9 protein-coding genes are annotated in these 15777 nt (G+C 72.0%); 6 read left to right on the top strand and 3 right to left on the bottom strand.

Annotated features, from left to right (window positions below; all coding sequences use genetic code 11):
- The first annotated feature begins 36 nt into the window (after positions 1–36).
- The 5 genes from Sdi02f_RS23790 to Sdi02f_RS23770 all read left to right on the top strand — a co-directional run bounded on the left by Sdi02f_RS23790 (position 37) and on the right by Sdi02f_RS23770 (position 5703).
- A complete protein-coding gene (locus Sdi02f_RS23790) occupies positions 37–1098 on the top strand; it encodes an iron-containing alcohol dehydrogenase family protein (RefSeq protein ID WP_030399918.1) in 1062 nt (353 codons plus the stop codon).
- Between the two features lie 201 nt (positions 1099–1299).
- Positions 1300–1620 (top strand): 50S ribosomal protein L21, encoded by a 321-nt coding sequence (rplU, locus tag Sdi02f_RS23785; RefSeq protein WP_004931419.1) that lies wholly within the window; start codon positions 1300–1302, stop codon positions 1618–1620.
- 14 nt (positions 1621–1634) lie between these two features.
- Entirely contained in the window at positions 1635–1889 is a 255-nt protein-coding gene (gene rpmA, locus Sdi02f_RS23780) for a 50S ribosomal protein L27 (protein WP_003976205.1), read from the top strand.
- Between the two features lie 133 nt (positions 1890–2022).
- Positions 2023–3459, top strand: a complete 1437-nt coding sequence (gene obgE, locus Sdi02f_RS23775) for a GTPase ObgE (RefSeq protein WP_030399917.1) — start codon at positions 2023–2025, stop codon at positions 3457–3459.
- A gap of 204 nt (positions 3460–3663) precedes the next feature.
- The gene (locus Sdi02f_RS23770) at positions 3664–5703 is read left to right on the top strand and encodes a glycosyltransferase family 4 protein (protein WP_063839805.1); all 2040 of its coding nucleotides are present in this window, start codon (positions 3664–3666) and stop codon (positions 5701–5703) included.
- A 78-nt stretch (positions 5704–5781) separates the two neighbouring features.
- On the opposite strand, the gene Sdi02f_RS23765 is transcribed toward Sdi02f_RS23770, so the two are convergent.
- The 3 genes from Sdi02f_RS23765 to Sdi02f_RS23755 all read right to left on the bottom strand — a co-directional run bounded on the left by Sdi02f_RS23765 (position 5782) and on the right by Sdi02f_RS23755 (position 14232).
- The gene (locus Sdi02f_RS23765; RefSeq protein WP_031081726.1) at positions 5782–9345 is read right to left on the bottom strand and encodes a bifunctional glycosyltransferase/CDP-glycerol:glycerophosphate glycerophosphotransferase; all 3564 of its coding nucleotides are present in this window, start codon (positions 9343–9345) and stop codon (positions 5782–5784) included.
- A gap of 23 nt (positions 9346–9368) precedes the next feature.
- Complete coding sequence (locus Sdi02f_RS23760) at positions 9369–11600, bottom strand: bifunctional glycosyltransferase/CDP-glycerol:glycerophosphate glycerophosphotransferase (RefSeq protein WP_108933983.1); 2232 nt, start codon at positions 11598–11600, stop codon at positions 9369–9371.
- Between the two features lie 574 nt (positions 11601–12174).
- The gene (locus Sdi02f_RS23755; RefSeq protein WP_167458239.1) at positions 12175–14232 is read right to left on the bottom strand and encodes a hypothetical protein; all 2058 of its coding nucleotides are present in this window, start codon (positions 14230–14232) and stop codon (positions 12175–12177) included.
- A gap of 350 nt (positions 14233–14582) precedes the next feature.
- On the opposite strand from Sdi02f_RS23755, the gene proB reads away from it, so the two are divergent.
- Positions 14583–15707 (top strand): glutamate 5-kinase, encoded by a 1125-nt coding sequence (gene proB, locus Sdi02f_RS23750; protein WP_108934054.1) that lies wholly within the window; start codon positions 14583–14585, stop codon positions 15705–15707.
- Positions 15708–15777 lie beyond the last annotated feature (70 nt).

Genomic DNA, 15777 nt, shown 5'->3' with positions numbered 1-15777 from the left:
AACGACAGGCCCGCCCCCGCGAGGAGAGAAGATCACGTGCCGGTACTGACGAGGCTCATCCCCTCGCCGCTCGTCGTGGACGTCCGGCACGGCGCCCTGGACGACCTGGCGAGCGTCCTCGCGGACCAGCGGATCTCGCAGTCCGGCATGCTGGCCGTGGCGGTCAGCGACGGTTCGGGGGCGCGGCTGCGCAGGCGGCTGGAGCCGTCCCTGCCGGGCGCCGACTGGTTCGAGGTGGGCGGCGGCACGATCGACGACGCGGTGCGACTGGCCGACGGCATGAAGGCGGGGCGCTACGACGCGGTCGTCGGCCTCGGCGGCGGCAAGGTCATCGACTGTGCCAAGTTCGCCGCGGCCCGCGTGGGTCTGCCCATGGTCGCGGTGGCCACCAACCTGTCCCACGACGGCATCTGCTCGCCGGTCTCGATCCTCGACAACGACGCGGGGCGCGGCTCGTACGGCGTGCCCACGCCCATCGCGCTCGTCGTGGACCTGGCGGTGATCCGCGAGGCGCCGATCCGCTTCGTGCGCTCCGGGATCGGCGACGCCGTGTCCAACATCTCCGCGGTCGCCGACTGGGAGCTGGCCCACCGGATCAACGGCGAGAAGGTCGACGGCCTCGCCGCCGCCCTCGCCCGGCAGGCCGGCCAGGCCGTGCTGCGCCACCCCGGGGGCTGCGGCGACGACGGGTTCCTCACCGTGCTGACCGAGGGGCTGGTGCTGTCCGGCATCGCCATGACCATCGCCGGGCACACCCGTCCCTCGTCCGGTGCCTGCCACGAGATCAGCCACGCCCTCGACCTGCTGTACCCCGGGCGCGCGGCCAGCCACGGCGAGCAGGTCGGCATCGGTGCCGCCTTCGCGACGTACCTGCGCGGCGACCGGGAGGGTTCCCTGCTGATGGCGGACACGCTGCGCCGGCACGGGCTGCCCGTGGTGGCCCGGGAGATCGGGTTCGACGACGAGGAGTTCGTGCGGGCCGTGGGGTTCGCGCCGCGGACCCGGCCCGGCCGGTACACGATCCTGGAGCACCTCGACCTGTCGCCCGCGCGGGCGGGGGAGGCGTACGCCGAGTACGTCGCGGCCGTCTCCGGTTGACACCCGGGGGCCCGGTTTGACCCCCGTCGTGCGGCCCCGTAATCTTGACCGTCGGCGTGTCGACTGGCGCGTCACATCCCCGTAAACCTCTTTCCTTCCGGGTGTGTGCCCTCACGGGCTCCGGCCGGGAGAGGCCGCGCGTGTGTCACCGGGCGGCTGGACTGCGGGGGTGCCGTTCCCGAGCGAGAGAGTGAGATCCGCGTGTACGCCATCGTGCGCAGCGGTGGTCGCCAGCACAAGGTTGCTGTCGGCGACATCGTTGAGGTTGACAAGATTTCCACCGCCAAGGTCGGCGACACGGTCGAGCTCTCGACCCTGCTCGTCGTCGACGGCGACGCTGTGACCAGCGACCCGTGGGTGCTGGCCGGCATCAAGGTCCAGGCCGAGGTCGTGGACCACCACAAGGGCCAGAAGATCGACATTCTGCGCTACAAGAACAAGACCGGCTACCGCCGTCGTCAGGGCCACCGCCAGCAGTACACGGCGATCAAGGTCACTGAGATCCCCGCGGCTGCGAAGTAAGGGACTGAGGAGACATGGCACACAAGAAGGGCGCATCGTCCACCCGGAACGGTCGCGACTCGAATGCCCAGCGGCTCGGCGTGAAGCGCTTCGGCGGTCAGGCCGTCAACGCGGGTGAAATCCTGGTCCGCCAGCGCGGCACCCACTTCCACCCGGGCGCCGGTGTCGGCCGCGGCGGCGACGACACGCTGTTCGCCCTGCAGGCCGGTGCGGTGCAGTTCGGCACCCACCGTGGCCGCAAGGTCGTGAACATCGTCCCGGTCGCCTGACCGGACACTTTCGCGAGGCGGGCCTCACTTCCCCCACGGGAAGCGGGTCCGCCTTTCGCGTGTTACCCAAGAGACGCTCTTGTCAGTAACTCGTAGTACTCGTAGCAGTGAGTAGTAACTGGAGGCACATCCCATGACCACCTTCGTGGACCGCGTCGAACTGCACGTCGCCGCGGGTAACGGAGGCCACGGCTGTGCCTCCGTCCACCGTGAGAAGTTCAAGCCCCTCGGCGGCCCGGACGGCGGCAACGGCGGCCGGGGCGGCGACGTGATCCTCACCGTGGACCAGTCGGTGACCACGCTCCTCGACTACCACCACTCCCCGCACCGCAAGGCCACCAACGGCAAGCCCGGCGAGGGCGGCAACCGGTCCGGCAAGGACGGCCAGGACCTGGTCCTGCCGGTGCCCGACGGCACCGTCGTGCTCGACAAGGCGGGCAACGTGCTCGCCGACCTGGTCGGCCACGGCACCTCCTACGTCGCCGCACAGGGCGGCCGGGGCGGCCTCGGCAACGCGGCGCTGGCCTCCGCGCGGCGCAAGGCGCCCGGGTTCGCGCTGCTCGGCGAGCCCGGCGACCTCCAGGACATCCACCTGGAGCTGAAGACCGTCGCCGACGTGGCGCTGGTCGGCTACCCCAGCGCCGGCAAGTCCTCGCTGATCTCGGTGCTGAGCGCGGCCAAGCCGAAGATCGCCGACTACCCCTTCACGACGCTCGTCCCCAACCTGGGCGTGGTGACGGCCGGTTCGACCGTGTACACCGTGGCCGACGTCCCCGGCCTCATCCCCGGCGCCAGCCAGGGCAAGGGCCTGGGCCTGGAGTTCCTGCGGCACGTGGAGCGGTGCAGCGTGCTGGTGCACGTGCTGGACACGGCGACGCTGGAGTCCGAGCGCGACCCGCTCTCCGACCTGGACGTCATCGAGGCCGAGCTGCGCGAGTACGGCGGCCTGGACAACCGGCCCCGGATCGTCGTCCTCAACAAGATCGACGTGCCCGACGGCAAGGACCTCGCCGAGATGGTCCGCCCGGACCTGGAGGCGCGCGGCTACCGCGTGTTCGAGGTCTCTGCCGTGGCCCACATGGGCCTCAAGGAGCTGTCCTTCGCGCTGGCCGAGCTGGTCGCCAAGGCGCGGGCCGCCCGGCCCAAGGAGGAGGCCACACGCATCGTCATCCGGCCCAAGGCCGTGGACGACGCCGGCTTCACCGTCACCCGCGAGGAGGACGGCCTGTTCCGGGTGCGCGGCGAGAAGCCCGAACGCTGGGTGCGCCAGACCGACTTCAACAACGACGAGGCCGTCGGCTACCTCGCCGACCGGCTCAACCGCCTTGGTGTCGAGGAGCGGTTGCTGAAGGCGGGCGCCCGCGGCGGCGACGGCGTCGCCATCGGCCCCGAGGACAACGCGGTCGTCTTCGACTGGGAGCCGTCGATGTCGGCCGGCGCCGAGATGCTCGGCCGCCGCGGCGAGGACCACCGTTTCGAGGCACCCCGCCCAGCCGCTCAGCGCCGCCGCGACCGGGAGGCCGAACGGGACGAGGTCCAGCAGGAGTTCGACGGTTTCGAGCCCTTCTAGGGCCGGTCGGCGCTCTCTCCCGCCCCCCGGGCCGCCCCCGCTTGCGCCCCTGTCCCGTCGACGGGGTTACAGAGGTGTGTCACCGCTGTGATCCGACCTTCGGATTCCCTGTGTACTTTGTGAGGATGATGTGGCCTCACGTGTGTGGCCAGGGGTGGGGGACGGCCTGACCAGCCGCTCCCGGGAGCAGAGAGAAGCCGCAAAGTGAAGATCGCATTCCTCGTTCGGGACCTGTGCCACATGGGGGGCGTGGTCAGCGCCACGCAGAACCTCGCCGGGGCCCTGGCCGAGCGGCACGACGTCGAGATCGTCGCGCTGCGCAAGGTGCGCGACGAGTCGTACTTCCCGCTGGACCCGCGGGTCAGGGTCCGGGCGCTGACCGACATGCGGCCGCACTCCCCGGTCTCCGACGTGGACGACCCGCTGTCCGACAAGTTCCCGCTGATATACCCGCTCAACGCCGGTGCCAAGACGCCGGTGGTGAGCCGGCTCGCGGAGCTGCGGCTGCTGGAGTACCTCGCCACCACCGACGCCGACGTCGTGGTCAGCTCCAGCCCGCGCAACACGATCATGCTGGCACAGGCGCCCGGTGACTACCTGAAGGTCACCCAGGAGCACTCGATGCCCGCCATCTACGCCACGGACATCAAGCAGCGCCTCTTCCCGGCCTACCGGCACCTGGACGCCCTCACGGCGCTCACGCCGGAGGAGGTCGCGGCCCTCGCCCGGCAGGTGCCCGCGGTGCGCAACCGCCTCGCGGTGATGCCCAACTGCGTGCCCGCGTCCGCGATCCGCTCCAGCGGTACCAACAAGGTGATCGTCTCCGCCGGCCACCTCACCGACAACAAGAACCACGCCCTGCTGGTCGAGGCCTTCGCCAAGGTCCACGCCGAGGCACCGGAGTGGACCCTGCGCATCTACGGCCACGGCGCCGAGAAGAAGAAGCTGCGGGCCCGCATCGAGGAACTGGGGCTGTCCAACAGCATCCTGCTGATGGGCCAGACCTCGCCCGTCACCCCGGAGTTCGGCAAGGGCTCGATCTTCGTCCTGCCCTCCAAGCGGGAGGCGTTCGGCAACGTCCTCGTCGAGGCGATGGCCGCCGGACTGCCCGTCGTCGCCACCGACGCCGACCACGGGCCGCGCAACATCCTCACCGACGGCGAGGACGGGCTGATCGTCCCGCGCGGTGACGTGGAGGCCATGGCCGGGGCGATCCGGCGCCTGGTCCAGGACGACGAACTGCGCCTGAAGATGGGCGCCGCGGGCATCCGCAACGCCGAGCGCTTCCACGAGCGGGCCAGCCGCGAGCGCTTCGAGGCCATCATCGAGGAGGCCTTCGCCCGCAAGGAGCTGCCCCGCCACGCCACCGCGCGGGTGGACCGGGAGGGCTCGGTCCACGTCGCCGTGGGAGCGCTGCCGGCGAGCGTCGGGCAGGCCGACCTCGTCCTGCGCAAGGGCGGCGCCGGTGCCGCGGAGCACCGCTTCCCCTTCTCCGCCGAGGGCGACGCCGTGGTCCCCTGGGACGCCGGTCTCGCGCACGGCACCTGGGAGCTGGCGCTGGCCGCCCGCGAGGGGGAGCGGGAGGTGGCGCTCACCACCGACGGCTACGGCTGCGACACCCGCGACCTGCTGGCCGTACGGCTGCCGCGCGAGCAGGGGCCGTCCCTGGCGCTGATGCTGCCGCACCGGCACGAGGACGGCGGGCTGCGGCTGCGCAGCGCGCTGCGCGAGGTGCACGCCGAGGTCGGACCGGTCGCCGTCGACGAGCGCACCGTCGCCGTACGCGCCGAGCTGTGGGGTGCGCGGCCCGCCGCGGGCGCCGTCGTGGAGGCCGTGCACCGGCGGGACAAGGAGCGGGTGCTGACCTTCCCGCTGCGCGACGAGGGCGACGGCTGGGTGGCCGTGGACGTCGACTGCGCCGCCCTGGTGCGGGCGCACACCGACGAGGACGAGAAGGAGGTCATCTGGGACCTGTCGCTGCGCACGGCGGCCGACGCGCCCCGGGTGCCGCTGGCCAAGCTCGCGACCGACGTCCTCGCGCCGATCGACGTGTTCACCTTCCCCCGCCCGGTGCTCAGCGAGCCCGTGGCCTCCCCGCCGACCGTGCTGACCCGCGCGGTGCGCAAGTCCCGCCGGGCGCTGGGCCAGACGCCCGCCCCGCTGCCGCCCACCCGCCGGCGCACCGAGCTGCGTCCCTACTTCACGGCCGCGTGCCAGCTCTCGGTGAAGACCGTACGGCTCTGAACCGGCCGCGGACGAAAGGGGCGGGCCCCGAGGATCGTGTTCCTCGGGGCCCGCCCCTTTCACCCGCGCGGCGGCGGGTCAGCCCTCGCGGGCCTGCTCGATCATCCGGTCGACGACCCGCGCGGAGGCGTTGCCGTCGTCCAGGTCGCAGAACAGGTGGTGGAAGCGGTCGAACCGCTCCTGGTACTCCGCCTGCACCTGGTCGATGTCCCGGATCGCGTCGACCAGTTCCTTGGAGTTGTCGATCAGCGGACCGGGGGAGTCCTGCTCGAAGTCGAAGTAGAACCCGCGCAGCGTGTCCCGGTAGTGCTCCAGGTCGTAGGTGAAGAACAGCATCGGCCGCTTCAGGTGCGCGTAGTCGAACATCACCGACGAGTAGTCCGTGATCATGATGTCCGCCGCGAGGTACAGGTCGGCGATGTCCGGGTACTCCGAGGCGTCCCACACGAACCCGTTGCCCGCGCCCGGCACCGCGTCCACCACGTTGGAGTGGCGGCGGATCAGCAGCACGTGGTCGTCGCCGAGGCGGCGCTGGGCGTCCTCGAGGTCGATGCGGAGGTCGAACAGGTACTGCCCGGCGCTGTGCGACTGGTCGTCGCGCCAGGTCGGCGCGTACAGGACGACCTTCTTGCCCTCGGGCAGGCCGAGCGCCTTCTTCACCCGGGCCGCGATCGCGTCCCGCTCGGGCGAGTACAGGTAGTCGTTGCGGGGGTAGCCCGCCTCCTGGATCTCGCCGTCGTAGGAGAACGCCCGCTTCAAAATGGGGGTGCTGAAGCGGTTGGAGGACACCAGCAGGCTCCACTGCTTGGCCTCCAGGGCCAGCTTCTCCTGGTAGCGCCGGTCGAAGTGCAGGGTGTCGATGTCGTGCCCGATCTTCTTCAGCATCGTGCCGTGCCACGTCTGCACGATCGACTGGCCCGGGCGGCGCACGATCCAGTCGGGAAGGTGGGCGTTGGTGACGATGTAGCGGCTGGAGGCCAGCGCCTCGTACCACTCCTTGCCCCACATGCGGACCTTCTCGATCCCGTCCGGCAGGTTGACCTGGCCGTCACGGACCGCCCACAGGTGCTTGAGGTCCGAGCCGCGCCGCACCAGCTCCTCGTACATCGCGCGCGGGCTGTCCGAGAACTGCTTGCCGTTGTAGCTCAGGTAGAAGACCTGGTCCTTGAGCGGCTGCTGGAACAGCGGCTCGTACACCGTCCGGCGCAGTTCCTTCTGGCGGTACGGGCCGCGCTCCAGGTCGCTCAGCTCGGAACGGGCGTTGAGCTGCGGGAAGTCGCCCCAGCGGTTCTCCAGCCAGTAGCGGCGGCCGTTCAGTTCGGCCTGGACGGGGAACGCGTCCGAGGCCAGCCGGTCGGTCACGAAGGCGACGTCGGGCACGCCCTCCTCGTCGGGCCGCAGGAAGAGGTTCCAGCGCCCGGCACGTAGCGGCAGGTCGCCCTTGCCGCCGAGACGGGAGGGGTCGAAGGCCACCTCGAAGCGTCCGCCGTCGAGCCACCGGGTCTCGACGAAGCGCTCCTCGTAGCGGTTGCGGGGCTTGAGCAGGAAACGGGAGCCGGACAGCCGCGGGTCGGCGTGGCCGGTGAGGACCATCCTGCCGTCGCGCACCACGGCGGTGTCGATCACGGCGCGGCGGGTGCGGCCGGAGAACTTCAGGTACCCGGTGTGGCCCGCCACGACGGCCAGCTCCACCAGGTGGGACTGGGTGCCCAGGGACTCGGGCAGCGGGAACGCCGCGTCGGCCAGGCCCTCCTGCATCACGGTGCCGAAGCGGCGCTCCTTGCCCTGCGCGTCGGTCGCGACCAGCACCGTGGACCAGGTCCGCTTCTCCGGCTGTGCCTTCTCGTCGACACCCTCGTGGAAGATGAGCGCCACGTCGGCGACCGGCACCCCGACCGAGAAGGTCTGCCTGCCGCCCGCGCGCTCCACGGCGACGGGGTAGTCGAGCGTCTCGGCGCCCTTCTGGTTCTTGACCCGCAGGACCACCTGCTCGTCCGCGGCGAGGGGCTCGCGGATCTCACCGGTGACCTTGATCCGGTCGCCCTCCAGTTCACGGCCCGTGATCAGGGCGCGGACCTTCTCGATCCGCAGCTTCAGCGCCCCGCGCTCCACGGCGGGCAGCATCCGGAAGTCCGGGCTCAGCCAGTGGTACGGCGGGAAGTTGCAGGCCGCGCCGCCGCTGGAGTGGACCGCGTGGCGGCGCACCAGGCCGGAGGCGAAGATGCCCAGGCCCACGTGCCACACGGCCTCCTGCCACTCGCCGCCCTTGCGCAGCCGGGCGGGGTCGATGGTGACCTCCCAGCCGGCCCACTCGTAGTTGTAGCGGTCCTGGCCGGAGTCGGTGGTGACCTCGGGGCGGGGCAGGTTGCGGGCCGGCAGCAGGATGCGGCGGCGGGAGCGGTCCTTGCGCAGCTGGAGCACCTTCACCGAGGCCTTGCGGGTCGGCAGGTCGATCTTGTCGATCCAGGCGTTGCCGGACAGCACGAGCTTGCCGCCGGACCAGCTCACCTCCTGCAGCGGGGCGCGCATGTTCAGGTGCTGGTCGATGCGCAGGGCGCCCTTGGGCAGGTGCAGGTCCGCGCCCTCCAGGGAGGGGAAGGAGGCGTACTTGCGCACCAGGCCGCTGACCTCGGGCGTCTCCTTGCGGCGCTGGCCGGCCAGCAGGGCGATCAGCTCCTCCATCTGGTGCTTGCGCACCAGCAGCCACTGCACGCGCAGTTCGGCCGGGAGGTCCATGACGACCTTGGGGTCGATGCTGTCGAGGAAGCGGTTGGCCGACCGCAGGAACTCGGCCCGGTACTCCTCGTCGCCGTCCGGGACCACGTTGAGGAAGAGCCGCAGGTCGTCGCGGAGGACACGGGTGTCGTACTCGCGCTTGAGGCGGGCGTAGGTCTCGCCGGGCTGATCGGCGAGGAAGGCGCTGATCTCCATCACGGAGGTGGTCCGGTCGCGCACGCCCGCCGGGTCCGTGCGGCGCTGGGTGATCGACGGGGCGGACTCGCCCTCCCGCAGGCGCCAGTAGTAGCAGGGCTCCGAGATGACGTCGACGCTCTCGGCCAGGTAGTGGGCCCGCATGGTGACGGGGGTGTCCTCGTACAGCCGGCCCTCGGGGAAGGCGAAGCCGTTCTTCTCCCAGAAGGTGCGGCGGAAGACCTTGTTGCAGGCGATGCGGTCGGCGACGAGCTTGCCGTAGCGGGATATGTGGGTGCGCAGCCGGGCCTCGCCGGCCAGCATCCGCATCAGCGGCACCTGCCAGGACTTCTCGCCCTTGAGGTGGTAGACGTTGCCGGTGGCGAAGTCCGAGCCGCTCTCGTCGAGGCTGCCGACCATGAGCCGGTAGGCGTCCGGCGGTATCAGGTCGTCGCTGTCGACGAAGGTCAGGAACTCGGACTCGGGCGCCAGGTGCGTCATGCCCGTGTTGCGGGCGGCGCCCAGGCCGCCGTTCTCCTTGCGTATGAGCTTGAAGCGCGGGTCGCGGGCGGCGTACTCCTCGGCGATGGCGGCGGAGTTGTCGGGCGAACCGTCGTCCACCATCAGGACCTCGAAGTCACGGAAGGTCTGTGCCGCGAGCGAGTCCAGACAGGCGGGGAGGTAGCGCTCCACGTCGTAGATGGGGACGATGACACTGAGCCGAGGGGCCATGGCTTGGTGGTCTCCTTTCGGGGTCAGGCCCGCTCGACCAGTTCGAGCGCCTGGGCGGGGGTGGGGGCGTGGTGGCGTTCGTCGAACGGGACGATGGGCGGCAGGCTCTCTTCACCGAGGAAGACGCGTCGCACGACCCGTTCGGCTGCGTGTCCGTCGTCGAATTCGCAGAAACGCCGGCGGAAGGTGTCCCGGCGCTTCGTCGTCTCCGGGCTGTCGTACGCGCCGGAGGAAAGCAGCTTCAGCAGCTCCGCCTGCGTGGTGGCCACCGCGCCGGGCGGTTCCTGGAGCAGGTCGAAGTAGGTGCCGCGCACCGCCGAGTAGACGTCCCAGTCGGGGACGTAGCTGATGATCGGGCGGTCCAGCACGGCGTAGTCGAACATCGCCGAGGAGTAGTCCGTGATCAGGGCGTCGGCCGCGAGGTACAGCTCCTCCACCCGGGCGTGCCCGGAGACGTCGACGACCCGGCCGGTGCGGCGCAGCTCGTCGACGTGCGGGGAGTTGCCGTAGAAGTAGTGGCCGCGCACCAGCAGGGTCACGTCGGGCCCGAGTTCGCGGGCGAACGCGGACAGGTTCAGGGGCGGCGTGAAGCCCGGCTGGTACTCGCGGTGCGTCGGCATGTACAGGAAGGCCTTGGTGCCGTCGGCCAGACCGAGCGCCGCGCGGGCCGCGCGCACCTCCTGCGAACCGGCGTTGACGAGGACGTCGTTGCGGGGGTAGCCGGTCTCCAGCGTGGTGTACGAGCAGGGGTAGACCCGCTCCCAGATCACGGTCGAGAACTGGTTGGCGCTGACGCTGTAGTCCCAGCGGTCGCAGCGCTCGAGGAGCTTCTCGAAGTCCATGTCGGTGGAGGCCGGGTACTTCTGCTGGTCCAGGCCCATCGTCTTCAGCGGCGTGCCGTGGTGGGTCTGCACGTGGATCTGGCCGTCGCGCTTGACCACGGAGTCCGGGAAGTTCACATTGTTCACGAGGTACTTGGCGCGGGCCACGGCCGCCCAGTACGCGCGTGAGCCCACCCGGACGACGTCCACGCCCTCGGGCACCCGGCTCGCGTTCTCCGCGCGCACCGCCCAGACCCGGCGCATGTGCGGGGCCAGACGGGCCAGTTCGGCGTCGATCGCGGCGGGGTTGCAGGAGACGCTGCGGCTCCAGTAGGCGGAGAACAGCACCAGGTTGTCGTCCAGCGGCAGCCTGAGCTGGGACTGGTAGAAGGCGCCCATCGCGCCGCGCTTGGAGCGGTTGAGCGCGGTGCGGGTGCGGGACTTGACCCGCTGGCGCAGCTTCACCGCCGCCAGGGCGCTCACCATGGTCGTGTAGGCGTCGCGCTCCAGCATCCCGTACTTGTGGCCGCGGCCGCCGCCCGGGCGGGTGAAGCCCTTCGGCACGCGGGCGCGGTAGTCGGCCGAGGCCCGGTGGAAGAACTCGGCGCGCGCGTCCTGCGGCAGGCGGCCCGGGCGTTCCAGGACGGTCAGGTAGTGGTCGACCATCTTGCGGAACAACGGGGCGCGCCACTCGGCGAGTTCCTCGTGGGCGTCGAGGTAGTCGAAGACCCGCTGGTACTGGTCGAAGACGTCGAAGTGCTTGCGGCTGACCGTCTTGAGGATGTTGCCGCCCTCGCGCCGCTGCCGGTAGTAGACGCAGACCCGGTCCAGCACGGCGATCCGCTCGGTGCTGATCAGCGAGCAGAACGTCCAGGGGGCGTCCTCGTAGTAGCCGGGCGGGAAGGTGAGCCCCGTGCGGGTGACGAAGTCGCGCCGGTAGGCCTTGTTCCACACGATCTGGAGCAGGTCGAGCAGTTGGGGGCGCTCGGCGAGGGAGAAGGTGTCCGGGCCCTCCTCCTTGAGCACGTCGGCCCGCAGGTTCGGGCGGACCCGGCCGTCCCAGTAGGTGCGCGCGTAGTCGAAGATCAGGATCTCGGGATCGCCCGTGGCCTCGATCCGGTCCCGAATGGCCGACAACGCACCGTCCGACAACGTGTCGTCACTGTCCAGGAACAACACGTAATCGCCGGTGGCCTTTTCCAGTCCGGCGTTGCGCGCGCGACCCAGCCCCACGTTTTCCGTGAGGTGAATCACATGAATCCGGTCGTCGCGTTTCGCGTACTCGTCGAGAATGGCCCCTGACCCGTCGGGCGAGCAGTCGTCGACCGCGATGATCTCGAAGTCCGTGCAGTCCTGCCCGAGTATGGAGTCAAGGCACTCGGGCAGATAGCCCTGCACCTTGTACACGGGGACAACGAGAGAGAGCTTGGGCATCCTTACAACCTGTTCCGAGAACTGACCACGGGACCGCGGGCTGGGACCGGAACGCGCTCCGGGCACCGCTCGGGCCTGGAGCGCGCCGCCGCATCAGCGTAAAGGATTCACGCGGAGTTTCCGTGGGCACGGTAGTCGGACACCCTGTGCCCCGCCACGGTGGGAAAAGGAAGGACCGGCCGCCCGAATGGGCCGCGCCGAAGAAGCTGGAGAACTTCCTCACATTCGGCCCCGCTGTCCTCTTTACCGACTTGCGCCGGTTTCCGCCCCATGTGCCCGACTCGTTTTCCGTGGGCCGTGTACGAGCCCCGGCCGGGTGCCGGAGGTGCGGGAGACGGGCGAACGAGCGGGCTGGTCACGGCCGGAGCCGGTGCGGCGGCGTGCGCGGGGCACGCGTGCGGGGCACGGGCGGCGAAGGCGCGGCCGGGTGCGAGGACTTGTCCGCCGGGCGCCCCCGACGGCACCGGCCGCGGGCGCCGGGCGGTACCGGGGGCGGGCGGGGCGCCCCCGGCCGCGCGGCGTGATTCGTGACCATGCTGTGACAGGCGCGGTGCCCGCCGGGCCGGGAAGGGACTCAGACGCGGCCGTGCGGTTCCGGGGCCGCGGAGGGGGCGGACGGCCGGGCGGGTTCGCGGCGCGGGCCGGGGAGCGGTCCGGCGGGCGGGAGTTCCTCGGCGAGCCGCTCCGCCATCCTGGCCCGGTGCCGTACCGCTTCCGCGCACAGGTCCCGCACCGCACCGGCGAAGCGCTCCCGGGACGGCGGCTCGGCCGGACCCAGCAGCCGCAGGGCCAACGCGGCCCGCTCCCCGGCGAGTTCGTCGAGCTCCGGATGCCGCACCGACTCCAGCAGCGCCGGCACCCCGGACGCGTCCGGCGTCAGCACGGTCGCCGCCGCCACCGTCGGGAACGACTTGCGGAACACGTCCTCGGCCAGCGTGCTGGTGTTGGCCACCGCGTACGGCTTGCCGCTCGCCAGGAAGTCGCTGATCACGCTCGACACGTCGCTGATCAGCAGGTCGGCCCGGTTGAAGCAGGAGTACAGCGCCGGCCGGGCGTCCGTGACCACCTGGTGCTGCCCCGCGGGCAGCGACGCCCAGTACGCCTCCTCCCACGCGGCCGCGGCCCGCCGCACCGCTTCCGCCCGCCCGGGTTCCAGCGCGGGCTGCCGCAGCATCCGCTCCGCCTGGTCCGCCGCCGGGCGGAAACCGGCCGCGGTGAGGCGGTCCAGCTCCGCCGCCCGCCGCGCGAGACCGGCGGCCGCCGAGGCGTCGGGACGGGGCCCGCCCCGCTCCCGGTTCGCCGCGCGCACCAGCTCCCGGATGCGCAGATCGGCGGCGCGGGCCCGCGGATCCACGGAGCCGGTCAGCGGATGCGGCTTGTACAGCAGCCGTACGCCCGGGTCCGCGAGCAGCGCCCGCACCAGGTTCTCCCCGGCCTCGACCACCGAGGTGTTGCCCGGGTTGCCGTCCCAGCCCTCCCAGGTCGGCGCGTACAGAACGGTGGTCGGCGCCCCGGGCGCGGGCGGCCCGGCGCAGGGCCGTACGGCGTCCAGTTGCGGGCGGCCGATCTCCACGACGTCCTTGTCCTCGACGCCGACCTCCGCCAGCGCGTACCGCTCGCGCGCCGCGGGGCCGGCCACCCACACCTCGTCGTACGCCTTCGCGTACGGGTTGCACGAGGACAGCTTGTCGCTCTCCCCGTGGTTGACGAAGGCGTGCTTGATGGTCGGGATGCGCAGGACCTGCGAGGTCTTCCCGGAGTTGGACGGGTGCAGGAGGACGCGGAGCGTGGAGTGCTCCAGGCGCATCAGCGTGGACACCTTCGGCAGGCACACCACCGGGATGTCGGTCGCCGCGATCCGCTGCACCATGTGCCGCTCCCGCAGCACGATCACCGGGCGCCCGTCCAGGCCGGCCAGCGGCTCCAGCCACATGTTCGCCTGGTACGCCGAGGACGCCCCGCCCGAGAAGTAGAGGCCGACGGTGGGCCGGTACCGGGCCAGCCAGGCGTCGAACCAGTCGAGCACCTCCTGCTCACCGGCCGGCCGGCGGCCCGGCAGCAGCCGCAGCAGCAGTGTGCCCAGGCCGGCCAGCGCCGCCGCCAGGGACACCGCGAGCCCGGCCGCCCCGTACACCGGCGCGTCGGCCGCCGCCGTCGCCGCGAGCCCGCCCGTCGCGGGCAGCCCGAAGACCGCCAGCCGGTGCCCGGAACGGCGCAGCAGCACCGGGGGTGCCGGGGTCAGCCGCAGCGCCGAGGCGTCGATGTTGCGGGTCACCACGGGCAGCGTGCGGGTGCGCCGGACCAGGACGGACACCGCCTGGATCGCCCAGTGCAGCGCGTAGAAGACGAGCAGCCCGGCGACGAGCGGGGCGTACGCCCCCTCGCGGTGCTGCTCGCCGAGGCGCAGCAGGCCCACCACGAGCAGCAGGTCCCGCAGCACGTGCCGGACCGTGAGGTCGGCGTGCGACTTGGCGAACAGCGACACCATGCCCCGCTGCCACCGGTACAGCACGCCCTCGGCGGCCAGCGAGGCGGCGCTCGCCGCCAGCAGCAGCGGCACGTGCGGCAGCAGCGCGCCCAGCGCCTGCGCGGCGAAGGCGGCCGCCAGCCCGCCCAGCGCCAGCAGCTTCACGACGGTCCGCCGTGCGGGCGGGCCGGGGCGGGGCCCACGGGGAGGACGGCGGCGGGGCAGGCGGGGCGGGGTGAGGGGCACTGCGGTCGCTCCAGGCTCGTCGCGCATCGGACAACCGGGTTAACGCCCAGTGACCACCGGACGACACGCGCGTGTTGACGCGGGGCCTTGACGGGCCGGAACGCACGGCGGACGCGGTGCGCGCGGCGAGGGACGCGGCGTCCGGCGGCGGGCGCCCCCCGGCCTCCTGTCCGCAGCGTGAACTCCGGTGCGGCGGGTGTGCGGCTTCGCGTAGATTGCCTGGCGAGCGCAGGGATCGGCGTGTGTCGACGGGAGAGGCGGACGGGGCCGTGGCAGGGGCAAGGCAGGCCGTGGGCGAGGCCCGCAGGATCGTCGTCAAGGTCGGTTCCTCCTCGCTGACCACCGCCGCGGGCGGCCTGGACGCCGACCGGGTCGACGCGCTCGTCGACGTGCTCGCCAAGGTGCGCGGCACCGACAAGGAGATCGTCCTCGTCTCCTCCGGCGCCATCGCCGCCGGCCTCGCCCCCCTCGGCCTGCGCCGCCGCCCGAGGGACCTGGCCCGCCAGCAGGCCGCCGCCAGCGTCGGCCAGGGGCTGCTGGTCGCCCGTTACACCGCCTCCTTCGCCCGCTACGGCGTCCGCGTCGGCCAGGTGCTGCTGACCAGCGACGACATGAGCCGCCGCGCCCACCACCGCAACGCGTCCCGCACCCTCGACAAGCTGCTGGCGATGGGCGCCTTCCCGATCGTCAACGAGAACGACACCGTCGCCACCGACGAGATCCGCTTCGGCGACAACGACCGTCTCGCCGCCCTCGTCGCCCACCTGGTCCACGCCGACCTGCTGGTGCTGCTGTCCGACGTGGACGGCGTGTACGACGGCGACCCGAGCAGGCCCGGCACCTCGCGGATCGCCGAGGTGCGCGTACCGGCCGACCTCGCCGACATCGAGATCGGCAGCGCCGGCAAGGCGGGCGTCGGCACCGGCGGCATGGTCACCAAGGTCGAGGCGGCCCGGATCGCCGCCGCCGCCGGCATCCCCGTCGTGCTGACCAGCGCGGTCCACGCCGCCGACGCCCTGGCCGGGGGCGACACCGGCACGTACTTCCACGCCACCGGCCGGCGCTCCGCCGACCGGCTGCTGTGGCTCCAGCACGCCTCCGCCCCGCAGGGGGCCCTGATCCTCGACGACGGCGCCGTACGGGCGGTCGTGGAGGGCCGCAAGTCGCTGCTGCCCGCCGGGATCGCCGGGGTGGAGGGCGACTTCGCCGCGGGCGACCCCGTCGAGCTGCGGGACGGCGCGGGCCGGCCCGTGGCCCGGGGGCTGGTCAACTTCGACGCCAAGGAGATGCCCCGGCTGGTCGGCCGCTCGACCCGGGAACTGGCGCGCGAACTCGGACCCGCGTACGAACGCGAGGTCGTACACAGGGACGATCTGGTGATCCTGCACCCGTAATGGGTCGAAACGTCCCCGAATCGGTGGTGGACGTTCCGCAAAACCGCCCCGCGATCTCGCGCGGCCTGCT

Source organism: Streptomyces ardesiacus, from assembly GCF_003112575.1.
GTDB classification, from domain to species: domain Bacteria; phylum Actinomycetota; class Actinomycetes; order Streptomycetales; family Streptomycetaceae; genus Streptomyces; species Streptomyces ardesiacus.
Note: the sequence above shows the minus strand (reverse complement) of the source record. Positions and strands in the feature narration are given on the sequence as shown.